We start from the raw sequence: 16722 nt of genomic DNA, 5'->3' as shown, positions 1-16722 counted from the left end.
GAGGCAACCATGCTCGCAATCGACAATCTACGCGTCTCCTACGGCCAGAGCGAAGTCATCCATGGCGTGTCGCTGGATGTGGCACCCGGCGAAATCGTCGCCATTATGGGCCGCAACGGCATGGGCAAGACCACGCTGATGAAATCGCTCATGGGTATCGTACCATCGAGAAGCGGCACTATCTTTGTGGATGGCAAGGCGGTGGAGCATGCCGAGAGTTACAGGCGTGTCGAGTCCGGCCTGTCCTATGTGCCGCAGGGGCGCATGATCTTTTCCACCATGACGGTGAAGGAGAATATCGAGACCGGCCTGACCATTACCGGCGAGAGCCAGGTGCCGGGCGATCTCTACGAACTCTTTCCGGTGCTGCTGGAAATGAAGGGCCGTCGCGGGGGCAATCTCTCCGGCGGCCAGCAGCAGCAGCTCGCCATCGCCCGGGCGCTGGCCTCGCGGCCCAAAGTGCTGCTGCTCGATGAGCCCACGGAGGGCATCCAGCCCTCGATCATCAAGGACATGGCCCGGACGTTGCGGCGCATTCGCGACGAGAAGGGCCTGTCCATCGTCGTCTCCGAACAGGTGCTGAGCTTCGCCCTCGATATTGCTGATCGCGTGCTGGTTATCGAGAACGGCGAGTTCGTCCACGAAAGCCCTCGCGCCGGCATCGACGAGGTGAAGGTCTCGTCCTTTCTCTCCGTCTAGCTCTTCTTTTTGTCACGCTTCCGAACCGCAAACCGGGACCACTTTTGCTGGAAGCGCCCTGTTTCCAACGCCAACGAGGATACGCAAATGACCGAAACCCTCATCAAGGTCGATCTCAACGAAAGCCCCTATACCAACGAAAAGATTCACAATCGCTGGCACCCCGATATCCCCATGGCCTGTTGGGTCGAGCCAGGAGACGATTTCAAGATCGAGACCTATGACTGGACCGGCGGCCAGATCAAAAATGACGACGACGCTGCCGATGTCCGCGATGTCGATCTCAAGCAGGTGCATTTCCTGTCCGGTCCGATTGGCGTCAAGGGCGCTGAGCCGGGCGACCTCCTGGTCGTCGATATTCTCGATATCGGGGCTTTCGAAAACTCGCTCTGGGGCTTCAACGGTTTTTTCTCGGTCAATAATGGCGGCGGGTTCCTCGATAAACATTTCCCTTCCGCGCAGAAATCCATCTGGGATTTCAAGGGTATGTTCACCCAGTCCCGCCACGTGCCGGGTGTCAAATATGCCGGGCTCATCCATCCCGGACTGATCGGGTGCCTGCCCGACCACAAGATGCTCGACATGTGGAACACGCGCGAAAAGAAACTGTTCGACACCGAGCCCGAACGCGTGCCGGCGCTCGCCACCCTGCCGGACACAAATGCGGCCCATATGGGTGCGCTCAAGGGCGATGATTTCGAAAAGGCCGCCGCCACTGGTGCCCGCACGGTGCCGCCGCGCGAACATGGCGGCAATTGCGACATCAAGGATCTTTCGCGCGGCTCAAAGGTCTATTTCCCCGTCTATGTCGACGGCGCCGGCCTTTCCATGGGCGACCTGCACTTCAGCCAGGGCGACGGCGAAATCACCTTTTGCGGCGCCATCGAAATGGCCGGCTGGCTCCATATCAAAGTCAGCCTGATCAAGGGTGGCATGGCCAAATACGGGATCAAGAACCCGATCTTCCGGCCCTCGCCGATTGCGCCGAAATATGACGACTACCTGATCTTCGAGGGCATCTCAGTCGACGAGAGCGGCACGCAGCACTATCTGGACGTCACCACCGCCTATCGGCAGGCCTGTCTCAACGCCATCGAATATCTGAAGAAATTCGGCTATTCCGGCGCTCAGGCCTATTCCATTCTCGGCACCGCGCCGGTGCAGGGCCATGTCTCAGGCGTTGTCGACATCCCCAATGCCTGCGCCACGCTCTGGCTGCCCACCGACATTTTCGAGTTCGACATCATGCCCGGCTCGGACGGACCCAAAAAGCACCTCGATGGATCCATCGATATGCCCATCGCGCTCGACCTCTAGGAGACGGCCGTGGCGATCTACGATTATCAATGCACCAGTTGCGGACCGTTTTCCCAGGTCCGGCCGATGTCGCAATCGGCAGAGCCCTGCGCCTGCCCTGCTTGTGGAGAGCCCGCTGCGCGGGCTTTCCTGTCGGTCCCCTTCATCGCCGGCATGGATGCCGCTCGCCGCTCTGCCTTTGCCACCAACGAAAAGGCACGTCACGAACCAAGACGCGGCGGCTCGGCCCATGGCCCCGGCTGCTCATGCTGCAGTGGAGGCGGCAAGAAAGGCCGCTCCACGCTCGTGCGACCGGACGGGTCCAAAAGCTTCCCGTCTGCTCGACCCTGGATGATCAGTCACTAACCGGTGTGTCGTCGCGCATCGCCAACGCGACCGCAATGTGGCGCAAAAAACGTCAGCGGTTGAGAATGCGTCCGGTGACAGCATCGATCTGCATGCCATCGAAGGCCGGCGTCACATTGTCAGGCGTCTCGGCCTCGGTGGTCCGATAGTCGAGATCGATATGCATATTGGTGAGCACGGCCTGGCGCGGCGCGAAATGCTCGATCAGCTCCAGCGTCTCGGGCAGGCTCAAATGGCTCGGATGCGGTGTAGGACGCAAGGCATCCACGATCCATATGTCCAGGTTGGACAAGGCCGCGGATGCGCCGCGCGGCACGGCCGAGAGATCGCAGCAATAAGCCAGATCGCAGACGCGATAGCCGAATGCATCAATATCGCCATGGGTCAGCGTGAACGCTGTGATCTTAAGCGTGCCGCCGGGCCCGTCGACCTCGACCGTGTCGCCATCGGCAATTTCGTGCGCGTTGAGGATTGGCGGATAGGCGCTACCGGGCGGTGTCGCAAAGCAATAGCCAAAGGCCTCGCGCAGCCGCGCCCCGCACGCGCTGGAAAAATACACATCGACCCGACGGCGATTGTGGAGCGCCAGGACCCGCAGATCGTCAATGCCGTGGCTGTGGTCGGCATGCTCGTGCGTATAGAACACCGCATCCAGGCGATCGACGCCGGCGCCAAGCAATTGCTCGCGCAAGTCCGCGCCGGTATCGATCAGAACCCTGGTGGGCTCCGATACGCCGTCGGTCCAGCCCTCGATCAACAGGGAACAGCGACGGCGCCGGTTGCGTGGTTCATGCGGATCGCAATCGCCCCAGACATTGCCGATGCGTGGGACGCCGCCCGAGGATCCGCAGCCCAAAATGGTCGCAATGATCCGGTCAGGCGTCGCCATGAACTATCTCACGCCAGTTTTGGAGAACAGGCGCCCGAAATTGGCAGTCGATTCCGCTCCGACTTGTTCGAGCGAAATGCCGCGGACCTCGGCCAGTTTTTCTGCCGTATGCCGAACGAAGCTGGGTTCGTTGGACTGACCACGATGCGGGATCGGCGCCAGATAGGGCGCGTCGGTTTCAACCAGATAACGGTCGGCCGGAACGATCTTGGCGACGTCGCGGATTTCCTCGGCATTCTTGAAGGTGATGATCCCGGAAAAGGAGACATATCCATCCAGAGCCAGCGCTCTTTGCGCCAGATCCATGCCAGCGGTGAAGCAATGCAGGACGAAGGGGAAGGTCCCCTGCCCGGCTTCTTCTTCTAGGATAGCGGCCATGTCCTCATCGGCCTTGCGGCTGTGGATAACCAGTGGAAGACCGGTGATGCGCGCGGCCGCGATGTGGCGGCGAAGCCCGGTGGCCTGCGCGTCGCGTGGCGCATTGTCGTAGAAGTAGTCCAGGCCCGCCTCGCCGATGGCAACGCAGCGCGGATGGGCACTTAGCCGGACAAGGTCATCTGTTTGAACATGCAGTTCTTCATGCGCATTGTGCGGATGGGTGCCGACAGAGCACCAGACGTTCGCAAAACGTTCCGCCAGCCCAGCATAGGTGGAAAAGTTTTCCACCCTTGTGGAAATCGTCACCATGCCAGTGACGCCGGCCGCCGCCGCGCGCGCCATCACACCGTCCAGATCGGCGGACAAGGCTTCGAAATCGAGATGGCAATGGCTGTCGATCAGCATGGTCACTCGGCCGGTTTTTCGAGACGCGCAAAGACGCCCTGTGGCGCAGGAAGGTCGGAGCCGGCGACGAGCGCATTGGGTATCGATGCCGCGGCGAGCGTCCGCTGATCGGCAGGTACAACCAGTTGATCAAGCAATCGTGCCGCAGAGGCCGGCACAAAGGCCTGCATGGGAATGGCCAGACGACGCACCGTGTCGGCGGTGACATAGAGCACTGTCGCCATGCGGACCGGATCGGTCTTTTTTAGCGCCCAGGGTTCTTGCCCGGCGAAATAGTTATTGGCCGCGCTCAGGGCCGCGATGATAGCGCCGGTCGCCTCGTGCACAAGCTGCTGGTCCATGGCCTGCTGCGCGTCGGCCAGGGCTTCGGCAACCTCGGCGATAAGGGTCTCGTCTGCCTCGGTCAATGTGCCCAGCTCGGGCACCTTGCCCTCGCAGTTCTTGTTGATCATCGAGAGCGAGCGCTGCGCCAGATTGCCCAGATTGTTGGCCAGATCGGCATTGACGCGATTGACCAGCTTTTCGTGGCTATAGTCGCCGTCGCTGCCGAAGGACACTTCGCGCAGGAAGAAATAGCGCACCGCATCGGCGCCGAAGGTTTCAACGAGCGCAAAGGGGTCGATGACATTGCCCAGCGACTTGCTCATCTTCTGTCCATCGACGGTCAGGAAACCATGTGCAAAGACGCGGTGCTGCACCGGCAGGCCGGCGCTCATCAAGAAAGCCGGCCAATAGACGGTATGGAAGCGGATGATGTCCTTGCCGATCACATGCAGATCGGCAGGCCAGAATTTCTTGAACAGTTCGCTCTGCTCGTCGGGATAGCCGAGACCGGTAATGTAATTGGTGAGCGCGTCCACCCAGACATACATGACATGGCCCGGCGCGTTGGGCACCGGAATGCCCCAATCAAAAGTGGTGCGGGAAATGGACAGATCCTGCAGGCCGCTTTTGACGAAGGAGATGATCTCGTTGCGCCGCTCCTTGGGCGCGATGAAATCGGGATTGGCCTCGTAGAGGTCGAGCAATTTCTGCTGATAGGCCGAGAGACGGAAGAAATAGGTCGGCTCCTCGACCCATTCGACTTCCGCACCGGACGGCGCGAAGCGCTTGCCGTCCTTTTCGGTCAGCTCGTCCGCGTCGAAATAGGCTTCGTCGCGCACCGAATACCAGCCCTTATAGGTGGACTGGAAAATATCGCCATTGTGGCTGGCTTCCATCTTCTTCCAGATGGCCTGCGAGGCCTCGTAGTGACGCGGTTCAGTGGTGCGGATGAAATCGTCGTTGGAAAGGTTCAGCGCGCCGGCCAGACGCTTGAACTCACCGGCATTGCGGTCGGCCAGCTCGCGAACGGGAATGCCTTCCTTGGCCGCCGTCTGCACCATTTTGATGCCGTGCTCGTCCGTTCCGGTGAGGAAATAGACGTCCCGGCCCTCCAGCCGTTTCCAGCGGGCGATGGCGTCGGTCGCGATCATTTCATAGGCGTGGCCGATATGGGGCGCGCCATTGGGGTAGGAAATCGCGGTGGTGACGTAGAAAGGCTTGGCGGTCATGCTGGCTCGGCGGGATTGGCGATGAGGACGCAATGCTTCCGGATGGCGTCGAAAATGACCGTCAGCGTCTGCTTCATATCGAGGTTGACGCTATCGGCTTCGCCCAGAAGTGCGCCTGCCTTCTCCCATAGCTCGGTGGCGGAGGCAAGACGCGAACGCCCGCCAGGCTGCATGGCCGCTTCCCGCATTTCATTGGCCAGCCAATCGTTGAGAATTTCCCGCGCGAAGGACATGTCCGGCCCTTGTGGGTCGGCCCCGAGCGCATCGGCCAGCATGATCTGGGCAGCAACGGGTGCACGCTGGGGCGCCCGCAGCCAGGTCAGCAGCGCACCCACGGGTGAATTTTCGGCCAGGGCCAGGGTTTCAAAAGCCCGGCGCGGCCGGCCGCCAGCGAGCTGGATGGCACGGTCCAGCACCTCGGCCTCAAGCTCGGGGTGACTGGCAACGATCACATCGCGCACCAGATTGTCCGCCAGGCCACGCAGAGCCAGATTGTGGCAGCGCGAACGAATGGTGGGCAGCAATTGGCCGGGCCGATGTGAGACCAGCAGGAAGGTGGTGTCCGCCGGCGGCTCCTCGAGCGTTTTGAGCAGCGCATTGGCCGCGGAGGGATTGCATTCGTCAATGCTGTCGAGAATGGCGATGCGATGCCCCGTCCTGCCCCGCGTGTGCTGCAGAGTTTCGCGCAATTCGCGGATGTCCTCGACGCGAATGACCGAATAATAGCCCTTGGAATCCTTGAGGCGCCGGCGCAGCACGGCAAGATTGGGATGGGAAAGGGCGGCGACCTGTTCCCGAACCCGATGGGCCTCTTCGTCCCCGGTCGCCGTCAGAATGGCGGCGGCCAGTTCGAAGGCCAGGGTGGCCTTCCCAATCCCCTGCGGGCCCTGCAGCATAATGGCGCCGGGTAAGCGGTGCTCGGCCAATTGCGTCAGCACGGCGGCGCGGGCGGCGTCATGGCCGATAGCGGCCTGCCGCTGTTCAGGGAGCGGTAGGTCTGGCAGGGCGGCGGGATCAGTCACACGATCTGTCCTTTGGGTATCACGCGACCGGCCTGCCCTGCAGTTCAGGGAAGCGGGCGCTAACGACCGCCCAGATGGCCTCTTCGAGCTTTTCCTCGTCCTGCTCGGCCGAAATAACCACGCAGCGATCCGTGTTCCTGGCGGCGATATCGAGAAAATTCTGCCGCAGCCGCTGGTGCCACTCCAGCTCTTCCTTTTCGAAACGGTCGCCCGTCAGTTGCAGGCCGTCTTCCACGGCCCGCTGCTCCACCCGCCGGAAAGCCGCGGCAGGGTCCATGTCGAGAACAATGGTCAGGTCCGGCGTGTGGCCGTCTAGTGCCAGATTTTCCAGGGCGTCGATCAGTTTATCATCCACCCCGCCCGTCAGCCCCTGATAGGCGCGGGTGGAATCGCAAAACCGGTCGGAGATGACCCAGATCCCCTTTTCGAGATTGGGCGCTATGAGCTGGTTGACGTGATCGAGTCGCGCGGCGGCGAATAGCACTGCCTCGGAACCGGCCCCCCAAGCTTCGGACCGTCCCTGCAGAATAAAGGACCGTATAGCCTCGGCCTTGGGTGTGCCGCCGGGCTCCCGGGTGCGCACGGCCTCGATGGCATGCTCGGCGAGATTGTTGAGGAGACGTCGCACCTGGGTCGATTTGCCGACACCTTCCCCGCCTTCAAAGGTGATGAAGCGGGCTGGCCGTCGATTAGGCGCTTCGAGCATGGGCAGGCTGATTCCTTGGGTCTGGTTCCTTTTAAGGCACCTGAGCCGATGGGAAAAGGTGGCGGCGGTCACAAGGTCGATCAGGCGCGCGCATCACCTTTCGGGCGCGCAGATCCGGCGACGACCCTAAAACTGGTCCACCGGACCGCTTCTGCCGCTACGCGGCGCGGGTCAAAGCCAACCGAGGGCCAGTTGTTTCAGAGCGTCGGTGGCGCGGCGCAGCAGGTCGCCCTGGCCTACGGTTTCGGCGGCATAGAGGGGAGCAGCCTGTACCAGTTGGTCGTTACAATAGACCCGCAGTTCGGCGATTTTCTCGCCCGCCTGCACCGGGGGTAGGATCGGGGCATCGTAGTTGACCGTGGCGCTGAGGCATTGGCGGGAACCGCGCGGCAGGTAGAGGGCAATCTCGCCCTGCCCCACCAGGCCGACATTGGGGCTGGCGCCGCCATAAACGTCGGCATAGGCGACGATCTGGCCGTCCGCATAGGGCGTGAAGCGCTCAAAGGCGCGCGCGCCCCAGGTCAGCAGCTTGCGCGCCTCTTCGGTCCTTTCGCGCATGGAAGAAAGGCCGTGTACAACGGCAATGAGACGACGCTCACCCTGCGCGGTCGAGGTCACCGACCCGTAACCGGCCGCTTCCGTATGCCCCGTTTTGAGGCCGTCGACACCGATGCCCATTTCCACCAGCGAATTGCGATTGGCCTGGTTGATGCCGTTCCACTCCATCGAGGGTTCGGAGAAATAGTGATAATATTCGGGGAATTCGCGGATGAGATAGCGCGCCAATTCGGCCAGGTCGCGGGCGGTTGAATACATGTCCGGATCGGGCAGGCCGGTGGGATTGGTAAAGTGCGAGCCGGTGAGGCCAATTTCGGCGGCCAGCTCGTTCATCATCAGGGCAAAGGTCCCTTCGGACCCGGCAAGGCCCTCGGCCAGAATGATGGCGGCGTCATTGCCCGACTGGATGATGACCGAGCGAACCAGGTCTTCGACGCGAATTTTGGAATTGAGCTCGGCAAACATGGTCGAACCGCCAGAGGCCGCACCGCCGGTGCGCCAGGCATGTTCGGAGACGAAAAATTCGTCATCGAGACTGACGCGCCCAGCCCGTATTTCGTGGAAGACCACGGCCAGCGTCATCAGTTTGGCCATGGAGGCCGGCTCGAGAGCGGCATCGGCCTGCTTCTGGAAGATCACCGTGCCGGATTCATAATCCATAAGCACGGAATATTGTGCCTTAGTGTCGAACTCAGCCTGCGCCAGAACTGACCCGGCCAGGGCCAGAAAGGCGACAATGGCGATCAGCACTCTCACAACGCACTCCCTTGTCTTTGCGACTTCCGCGCCGAACTGCTCCCGGCGCAATATAGACGCAATTAATAGAGAATTGCGTCAGTCAGGCCAAGCTCTTGTGCAAGATTAAGGGCATCCTGGGCGGTGGCGCCGGGCTTCAATCGTGTCATTGTCAGCCTGGTGGCCGCCCGACCGCCGACCGATACCGGTTCTTCGGTGACGGCGCCGAGAACGGCAAATTCCTGGGCCAGCGCCGCAGCGTTCTGCGGATCGGCGAAGATGCCGAGAGCCAGGCGGATATCGCGGTGATCGGCGTCGACCGCGTTGGCCCAGTCGGCAAGCGCGGCATTGCCGCTGGCCATAGCATTGGCGGCTTCATGGGCGGAACCAATAGCGGCATCCATCTGCTGCGGCGACGTGTCGGCGTAGGAAAACAGGCCGTTGATGAAATTGGTGGTCATGCCGACAAGGCTGCGGCTGCTTTGTCCGCCGGAGCTGGCAACGCGGATGGGGCCGCTATCGTAATCGGCGGGGCCGTTATAGCTGGCTACAAGCATGCGGGTATCGTCGCCATTGAGCGGCGCCTGCCCCACATATTCGACATGGACGCTGGTCGAGCCCTTGTTGACATAGCCCAGCATGGCAGCGGCGCGGTAGCTGAGATCGATGATACGGCCGGAAACGTATGGCCCGCGATCGTTGACCCGGACGATGAGCGAGCGGCCATTCTCGGTGTTGGTCACACGCACATAGGACGGCAGTGGCAATGTCGGATGGGCCGCGGTGATGGCATTGGCTGAAAAGATTTCGCCATTGGCCGTGCGGCGGCCATGGAAGTCGGCGCCATACCAGGAGGCGGAGCCGGACGCGGCATAGCTCGGATCGTGCTGCGGCACATAGGTCTTGCCACGTACAGTATAGGGCTTGCCGACCTGATAGCGGCCACCACCGCGCGGCGGATTGGGATCGTTGGAGACGCGCGGCGAAACGGCAACGCCGTATTCGCCGGAAGTGAAGGCAGCGCGCTTGACGCTCGGGCCAAAACCACCGGTGGCGCAGGCGGCCAGCGACGGGGCGATCAGGGCGGCCAGGGCCATGGCTCGAACAGCGTTACGCCAGGTGGTCGTCACGATACGCAATACTCTATCAAATCAGCACTTTTCGGATCGAATGATAGCGCCCCGAACGACTTTCTCACAGAAAGGAACAATTTTACGGTTTAGGGATCGTTAAGCGCGTTCCCACGCCAACGGGGGCAAAGACGGGTTCGCCGGGCCCGCGCAAGATGGTATGCCCGGCAATGGATTCCGGCATCAGCGCTTGACTGATATAAAGATATCTTTATGTCATGACGCAGCGCCCGATCATGCCGCAACGTGCAAGAAAGAGAGGATGGCCATGAGCCCCTCCCCCGCCCCTACCGTCGATAGTCTCGCAATTCCCGATTGGAACGAGGTGCGCTCGGCGCTGGCCGACGCGATGGCTGAGCGTATCCTGATCCTGGACGGCGCCATGGGCACCATGATTCAGCGCCTTGGGCTGACCGAGGAGAACTTCCAGGGCGAGCGGTTCAAGGGCTGGAGCCATCCGCTCAAGGGAAACAATGACCTCCTGGTCATCACCGAGCCCAAGATGATCGAGGATATCCACTACGCCTATTATATGGCCGGTGCCGATATCGTCGAGACCAACACCTTTTCGGCCACCTCAGTGGCGCAGGCGGACTATGCCTGCGAAGAGGCGGTTTACGACATAAACTATCAGGGCGTCGTTTGCGCGCGCCGCGCAGCCATCCGCGCCGAGCAGACCGATGGCCGGCGCCGTTTCGTAGCCGGCGCGCTGGGGCCGACCAACAAGACCTCGTCCATGTCGACCGACGTCAACAGTCCCGGGCATCGCGCCATCACCTTCGACCAACTGGTCGAGGCTTACGGCGAGGCCATTCGCGGGCTCGTCGATGCCGGCGCGGACCTGCTGCTGTTCGAGACGATCACCGACACGCTCAACACAAAGGCCGGCATTTTTGCCGCCCAGCGCCTGTTCGAAGAGCGCGGTATCGATGTGCCGATCATGATTTCAGGCACCATTACCGATCTCAGCGGCCGCACCTTGTCGGGTCAGACGCCGACAGCTTTCTGGTATTCCGTGCGCCACGCCCATCCAGTCACCATCGGGCTCAATTGCGCGCTTGGGGCAGACCTGATGCGCGACCACATTTCCGAACTCTCGGCGGTCGCAGACACCTTCATCTGTGCCTATCCCAATGCCGGTCTGCCCAATGAAATGGGGGCCTATGACCAGACGCCGGAGCAAATGGCCGGACAATTGCAGGCCTTTGCCAGCGATGGGCTGCTCAATATCGTGGGCGGTTGCTGCGGTTCGACGCCGGACCATATTCAGGCCGTGGCCGAGATGGCGGCGCAATATCAGCCGCGCAAAGTGCCCGAAGCCAATCGGCTGTTGCGTCTTGCAGGTCTGGAACCGTTTACGCTGACCAAGGACATTCCCTTCGTCAATATCGGCGAGCGGACCAATGTCACCGGCTCAGCCCGCTTCCGGAAGCTCATCACGGCGGGCGACTATACAGCAGCTCTGGATGTGGCGCGTGATCAGGTCGGCAATGGTGCGCAGGTCATCGACATCAATATGGATGAGGGCCTGATCGACTCCAAGCAGGTGATGGTCGACTTCCTCAACCTGCTGGCCGCCGAACCCGACATTGCCAAAGTACCGCTGATGATCGACTCCTCGAAATGGGAGGTGATCGAGGCGGGTCTGAAATGTGTGCAGGGCAAGGCGCTGGTCAATTCGATCTCGCTCAAGGAGGGCGAAGAGGCCTTCATTCGCCAGGCAAAGCTGGTGAAAGCCTATGGTGCCGCAGTTGTGGTGATGGCTTTCGATGAAACCGGGCAGGCCGATACCAAGGCCCGCAAAGTGGAAATCTGCGCGCGCGCCTATAAAATCCTGACCGAAGTGGTAGGTCTGCCGCCCGAAGACATCATTTTCGATCCCAATGTGTTCGCCGTCGCCACCGGCATCGAAGAGCACAATAATTACGGCGTCGACTTCATCGAGGCGACCAAGGAAATCACTGACAGCCTGCCGCATGTGCATATTTCGGGCGGCATCTCGAATCTCAGCTTCTCGTTCCGCGGCAATGAGCCGGTGCGCGAGGCCATGCACGCCGTGTTCCTCTACTATGCCATCCAGAACGGCATGGACATGGGCATCGTCAATGCCGGGCAATTGGCGGTCTATGAGACCATCGACAAGGAATTGCGCGATGCCTGCGAGGACGTGATCCTCAACCGGCGATCGGACTCGACCGACCGCATGCTGGAACTGGCCGAGCGGTTCAAGGGTCAAGGCGGCGGGGCCGGCAAGGCCAAGGACATGAGCTGGCGCGAATTGCCGGTGGGCGAGCGCATTACCCATGCTTTGGTCAATGGCGTCACCGAATTCATCGAGGCCGATACGGAGGAAGCCCGACAGACATATGACCGGCCGCTGCATGTGATCGAAGGCCCGCTAATGGCAGGGATGAATGTGGTGGGCGACCTGTTTGGGTCGGGCAAGATGTTCCTGCCGCAGGTGGTCAAGTCCGCCCGCGTGATGAAGCAGGCCGTGGCCTATCTCCTGCCCTTCATGGAGGCGGAAAAGGAAGCCAATGGCACTACGGAGCGCAAAAGCGCGGGCAAGGTGCTCATGGCGACCGTGAAGGGCGATGTGCACGATATCGGCAAGAATATCGTCGGCGTCGTCCTGGCCTGCAATAATTACGAGATCATCGATCTCGGCGTCATGGTGCCGACCCAGAAGATTCTGGAAACGGCGCGCGCCGAGAATGTTGATATTATCGGTCTTTCGGGCCTCATCACGCCCTCGCTCGACGAAATGGTGCATGTGGCCGCCGAAATGGAGCGGGAAGGCTTTGATATCCCGCTGCTCATTGGCGGGGCCACCACCAGCCGCGTCCATACGGCGGTGAAAATCCATCCCCGCTATGCACGCGGCCAGGCCGTGCATGTCAATGATGCCAGCCGCGCCGTGGGCGTGGTGTCGAACCTGCTCTCTGATGAGACCAAGGTCACTTTCATCGAGCAGGTCCGGGCAGAATATGCCAAGGCGGCTGCCGCCCATGAGCGGGCCGAGGCCGAAAAGCGCCGCTTGCCGCTCGAAAGCGCGCGCCAGAACGCCTTCAAGCCGAACTGGGCAGGTTACACGCCGCCTGCGCCGACTTTCCTTGGCACCAGGACTTTCGAAGATTTCGACCTGGCGGAACTGGCCCGCTATATCGACTGGACGCCATTCTTCCAGACCTGGGAGCTCAAGGGCCGCTATCCGGCTATTCTCGAAGATGAGAAGCAGGGTGAGGCCGCGCGGGCGCTTTGGGCTGACGCCCAGAAAATGCTCAAGCAGATCATTGAGGAAAAGTGGTTCAGGCCCAAGGCCGTGCTCGGTTTCTGGCCGGCCAATGCGGTTGGTGACGACGTTCGGCTTTACACCGACGAGACCCGTCAGAAAGACCTCGCGACCTTCTTCACCCTGCGCCAGCAGCTTTCCAAGCGCGATGGCAAACCGAATATGGCGCTGAGCGATTTCGTGGCGCCGGCCGAAAGCGGCAAGCCCGACTATCTCGGTGGTTTCGTGGTGACGGCAGGCATCGAAGAGGTCGCCATTGCCGAGCGCTTCGAGCGGGCCAATGACGATTATTCGTCCATTCTGGTCAAGGCGCTGGCCGACCGGTTTGCCGAGGCCATGGCCGAATATATGCACGAAAAGGTGCGCAAGCAGTTTTGGGGCTATGCGCCCGACGAAATGCTCGCGCCCGACGAACTGGTTGGCGAGCCCTATCAGGGTATCCGCCCGGCACCGGGCTATCCTGCCCAACCGGACCACACTGAAAAAACCACGCTGTTCAAGCTGCTCGATGCAGAAAATGCAGCCGGCGTCACGCTCACCGAGAGCTACGCCATGTGGCCCGGCTCCTCAGTGTCCGGTCTCTATTTCAGCCATCCGGACGCCTATTATTTCGGGGTGGCCAAAGTCGAGCGCGACCAGGTGATCGACTATGCGCAGCGCAAGGGCATGGATGTCGAAGAAGTCGAGCGTTGGTTGGCGCCGATTTTGAACTATATGCCAGGCAGGGTGGCGGCAGAATAAGTTTTCCTCTCCCCATTGGGGAGAGGTGGCTCGGCGAAGCCGGGTCGGTGAGGGGAGGACCAGCGCAGCGCCGTTGGATGTTTAGGCCTCCCCCTCATCCGGCGCTGCGCGCCACCTTCTCCCCGATGGGGAGAAGAATAGAGGTGAACAATGATCCGTCTTGATCCCATCCCAGTGACCCTGATGACCGAGCCGGGCCAGTTCGCGTCGCTTGATGCGGATACCGCCCTGGTTCGCCTGCCGGCCAATTCAGGACATGGGCACGCAGACGGCGACGTTTGTGTGGCCTGTTCTGGTCAAACCGATGTGCGAGCCCTGCTCTACAATCTGCTTGAAGAGCACAGACGCAATATGCGGCCGGCGTTTTCGCGGGTTGTCGTGGATGCCAGTGCGGTGGCAGACAAGGGTCAGGTCGTGGCGGCGTTGAGCGGAAGACTCCCAGCACAGGCGCTGCGGGATCATACGGTGGCGCGAATGTTTTATCTGGCTGGGTAGCGCACGTCCCCGAGCAACAAAATCGGCGCCGTCCTCGCGTCTAGCCCGAGGGCGGAGCGGTGAGCTGGGCTGAACCACCGCCTAGGCAGGAAACCGCACAAGCGGCGTGTCGGCCCTGAGATAGAGCGGATGCTTGGGTGAGCCATCGGCATTGGTGCCGAAGCACCAGAGTTCGACGCCGTCGCCGATCAGTGCATGCACGATTTCGCGGCCGGCCGGCGCCAGGGCCTTATTAAGCTTGCCATGGCAGATCACCACGCGCGCGGCGCCGCGCGCGGCTTCGCGGATGACCGGCAGATTGGCCGGCGACACGGCCTCGACGCCGGGCTGGACCAGCATTTTGGGATCGGTGGCCCGATAGTCGCCGACATTGCATTTGACCATGCCGGAAAAGCCTTCGCGACGGGCGAAATTCCATTCGCGGGCGCAGGTGGGATCATCCACGGTCGCGTCGGCGGTGGACGGGTTCATGCCGATAAAAACGATATAGCGATCCGGGAACGTGTCGCCCAGCCAGCGCCGCATGCGTTGCCTGTAGCGGCTGTCGGTGCTCATCACCACATCGCCGCGCACGCCTTCGCCCAGACGCAGGCGGACCTTGCCGCCCGGATCGTGTGCCAGCTCGTTCATGCCGTGAGATCGCTCGGCGGGGTCAGCCCGTTCATCAACGAGGCCGTGGTGATGGTATTGGCCAGAAGGCAGGCAATGGTCATGGGACCAACACCGCCCGGTACCGGGGTTATAGCCGCGGCAACTTCGGATGCCGCAACCGTGTCGACATCGCCCACAAGACGGGTCTTGCCTTCACCCTTCTCCGGCGCCGGCACACGATTTATGCCCACATCAATGACGGTTGCGCCGGGCTTGATCCAGTCGCCCTTGATCATTTGCGGACGACCGACCGCCGCCACCACGATATCGGCCTGACGCACGATGCCGGCCAGGTCCTTGGTGCGGGAATGGGCGACGGTGACGGTGCAATTGTCACGCAAAAGCAATTGCATCATGGGTTTGCCGACCAGGTTGGAGCGGCCAATGATCACGGCATGCTTGCCTTCAAGCGAACCCAACTCGTCGCGCAACAGCAGCAGGCAACCGAGCGGTGTGCAGGAGACGGGCCCTGGCAGACCGATCTGCACCTTGCCGACATTGGCGGGGGTGAAACAATCGACATCCTTGGCCGGGTCGATGGCTTCGATGACCTTATTGGGATCGATATGTTTGGGAACGGGCATCTGCACGAGAATGCCGTGAACGGCCGGATCGGTATTGAGCCGATGCACGAGCGCGAGTAGATCCGCCTCGGGCGTATCGGCAGGCAGTTCGTGCTTGAATGAGTTCATCCCCACTTCGGCGGTCTGCTTGGCCTTGGAGGAGACATAGACCTGGCTGGCCGGATCCTCGCCGACGATGACCACCGCGAGGCCCGGCGTAATGCCGTGCTCCGCCTTGAGGCGCGCGACATGGCCGGCAATGCGGCCCCGCAGATCTTCGGCAAAGCGTTTTCCATCGATAATTTTTGCGGTCATATCGGCCTCGATCTGCTTTAGTGAGCGCGGCGGGCGGTGGGCCCGCGTGGTGGGTTCGACATAAGGGATGAGGAATGATCCGTCCATTGCTTTGGCTCGTGCTTCTGCCCGTCCTGGTCGTTCCGGCCATGGCGGAGGACCTATCGCTCGAGAAGCAGGCAAGAAAGCTGCACCAATTGGCTGGCGGCGAGGCCTGTGACGGCAGCGGCTTTGTGCCGGAAGAGGCCTATCAGAGCTGGACGTTCAGCTATACGCCAAGCTGGAGCACCGGAGACGAAAGCGACCGGGAAGAGGTAACGTTGGTGCGCCTGTTCTGCTTCGCCGGGGCCTATAACGAGTCGCATGCCTATTATCTCAAGCGGGAATATGAGGGTTTGCGGCCCATCGGATTTGCCGAGCCGTTTTTCGATGTGCGCTACGAGAACGACGATTTCGAAGGCAAGGTGGAATCCATCTCGATAGAAGGCATGACGTCTCGCATGCTGCTGGTGAATTCCTATTTCGATCCGGATACGTTGAGCATCGACTCCTTCTCCAAGTGGCGCGGCATCGGCGACGCCAGCTCATCCGGCACCTGGATATTTCGCGACGGCGGCTTCGTCCTGAAGCAGTTTGCTGTCGATGCCAGCTATGACGGCGAGATGAATCCCGAGATGCTGGTCGAGTATCCAGTCGAATAGAGCGAGTGTGGCTCCGCTCCCTGCATGTTGCACAAACTGGCCGAAACTCAGCAAGAAAGCCGCGCGACGTCCGGCCGGCAAAGTGAAGGCCGCCGCGGCATTTCTGCCGGGCGGCCTCTGGGGATGCGGTCCGCCGCGCTGTTGAGGGCTTGGGGGACAAGCGGCAAACCACTTCCCGCTCATCGGTTGCATGGGTCGTTTGCTGTGCCGATGAACTGACCTTAAGATGGTGGGAAATTGCGGCGAGA

General features: G+C 61.3%; 15 protein-coding genes. 6 read left to right on the top strand and 9 right to left on the bottom strand.

Annotated features, from left to right (window positions below):
- Positions 1-9: 9 nt before the first annotated feature.
- From urtE to V8Z65_RS08060, 3 genes are all read left to right on the top strand, one after another.
- On the top strand, positions 10-699 hold the full coding sequence (gene urtE / locus V8Z65_RS08070) for an urea ABC transporter ATP-binding subunit UrtE (RefSeq protein ID WP_338723661.1): 690 nt from the start codon (positions 10-12) through the stop codon (positions 697-699).
- An 87-nt stretch (positions 700-786) separates the two neighbouring features.
- Positions 787-2016, top strand: coding sequence for a formamidase (fmdA, locus tag V8Z65_RS08065; protein ID WP_338723659.1), 1230 nt, complete (start codon positions 787-789; stop codon positions 2014-2016).
- A 9-nt stretch (positions 2017-2025) separates the two neighbouring features.
- Positions 2026-2361, top strand: a complete 336-nt coding sequence (locus V8Z65_RS08060) for a zinc ribbon domain-containing protein (RefSeq protein ID WP_338723658.1) — start codon at positions 2026-2028, stop codon at positions 2359-2361.
- 52 nt (positions 2362-2413) lie between these two features.
- Here the strand turns inward: V8Z65_RS08060 and V8Z65_RS08055 are convergent, their stop codons facing one another.
- The 7 genes from V8Z65_RS08055 to V8Z65_RS08025 form a co-directional block, all read right to left on the bottom strand.
- Entirely contained in the window at positions 2414-3250 is an 837-nt protein-coding gene (locus V8Z65_RS08055; RefSeq protein ID WP_338723657.1) for an MBL fold metallo-hydrolase, read from the bottom strand.
- Positions 3251-3253: 3 nt separating this feature from the next.
- Positions 3254-4033 carry a TatD family hydrolase gene (locus V8Z65_RS08050; RefSeq protein WP_338723987.1) on the bottom strand — a complete coding sequence of 260 codons (780 nt, stop codon included), beginning with the start codon at positions 4031-4033 and terminating at the stop codon, positions 3254-3256.
- Positions 4034-4035: 2 nt separating this feature from the next.
- Positions 4036-5586: a methionine--tRNA ligase gene (metG, locus tag V8Z65_RS08045; RefSeq protein WP_338723656.1), complete on the bottom strand. Its 1551-nt coding sequence runs from the start codon at positions 5584-5586 to the stop codon at positions 4036-4038.
- Positions 5583-6608 carry an AAA family ATPase gene (locus V8Z65_RS08040; RefSeq protein ID WP_338723655.1) on the bottom strand — a complete coding sequence of 342 codons (1026 nt, stop codon included), beginning with the start codon at positions 6606-6608 and terminating at the stop codon, positions 5583-5585. The genes metG and V8Z65_RS08040 overlap by 4 nt, the downstream gene beginning before the upstream one ends.
- 19 nt (positions 6609-6627) lie before the next feature.
- Positions 6628-7314: a dTMP kinase gene (gene tmk, locus V8Z65_RS08035; RefSeq protein ID WP_338723654.1), complete on the bottom strand. Its 687-nt coding sequence runs from the start codon at positions 7312-7314 to the stop codon at positions 6628-6630.
- 171 nt (positions 7315-7485) lie between these two features.
- Positions 7486-8628, bottom strand: coding sequence for a D-alanyl-D-alanine carboxypeptidase family protein (locus V8Z65_RS08030; protein ID WP_338723652.1), 1143 nt, complete (start codon positions 8626-8628; stop codon positions 7486-7488).
- 62 nt (positions 8629-8690) lie between these two features.
- Positions 8691-9737, bottom strand: a complete 1047-nt coding sequence (locus V8Z65_RS08025) for a septal ring lytic transglycosylase RlpA family protein (RefSeq protein WP_338723651.1) — start codon at positions 9735-9737, stop codon at positions 8691-8693.
- 268 nt (positions 9738-10005) lie between these two features.
- Between V8Z65_RS08025 and metH the strand changes: the two genes are divergently transcribed.
- Complete coding sequence (gene metH, locus V8Z65_RS08020) at positions 10006-13770, top strand: methionine synthase (RefSeq protein ID WP_338723650.1); 3765 nt, start codon at positions 10006-10008, stop codon at positions 13768-13770.
- A gap of 150 nt (positions 13771-13920) precedes the next feature.
- Positions 13921-14265 carry a hypothetical protein gene (locus V8Z65_RS08015; protein ID WP_338723649.1) on the top strand — a complete coding sequence of 115 codons (345 nt, stop codon included), beginning with the start codon at positions 13921-13923 and terminating at the stop codon, positions 14263-14265.
- Positions 14266-14346: 81 nt separating this feature from the next.
- Here the strand turns inward: V8Z65_RS08015 and V8Z65_RS08010 are convergent, their stop codons facing one another.
- Positions 14347-14895, bottom strand: a complete 549-nt coding sequence (locus V8Z65_RS08010; protein WP_338723648.1) for a DUF1643 domain-containing protein — start codon at positions 14893-14895, stop codon at positions 14347-14349.
- A complete protein-coding gene (folD, locus tag V8Z65_RS08005; RefSeq protein ID WP_338723985.1) occupies positions 14892-15794 on the bottom strand; it encodes a bifunctional methylenetetrahydrofolate dehydrogenase/methenyltetrahydrofolate cyclohydrolase FolD in 903 nt (300 codons plus the stop codon). The genes V8Z65_RS08010 and folD overlap by 4 nt, the downstream gene beginning before the upstream one ends.
- Positions 15795-15868: 74 nt before the next feature.
- Between folD and V8Z65_RS08000 the strand changes: the two genes are divergently transcribed.
- Positions 15869-16474: a DUF1176 domain-containing protein gene (locus V8Z65_RS08000; RefSeq protein WP_338723647.1), complete on the top strand. Its 606-nt coding sequence runs from the start codon at positions 15869-15871 to the stop codon at positions 16472-16474.
- Positions 16475-16722 lie beyond the last annotated feature (248 nt).

The organism is Devosia sp. XK-2 (assembly GCF_037113415.1).
Lineage (GTDB): Bacteria > Pseudomonadota > Alphaproteobacteria > Rhizobiales > Devosiaceae > Devosia.
The sequence above is the reverse complement of the archived record's forward strand: the minus strand, read 5'-3'. Positions and strand labels throughout refer to the sequence as shown.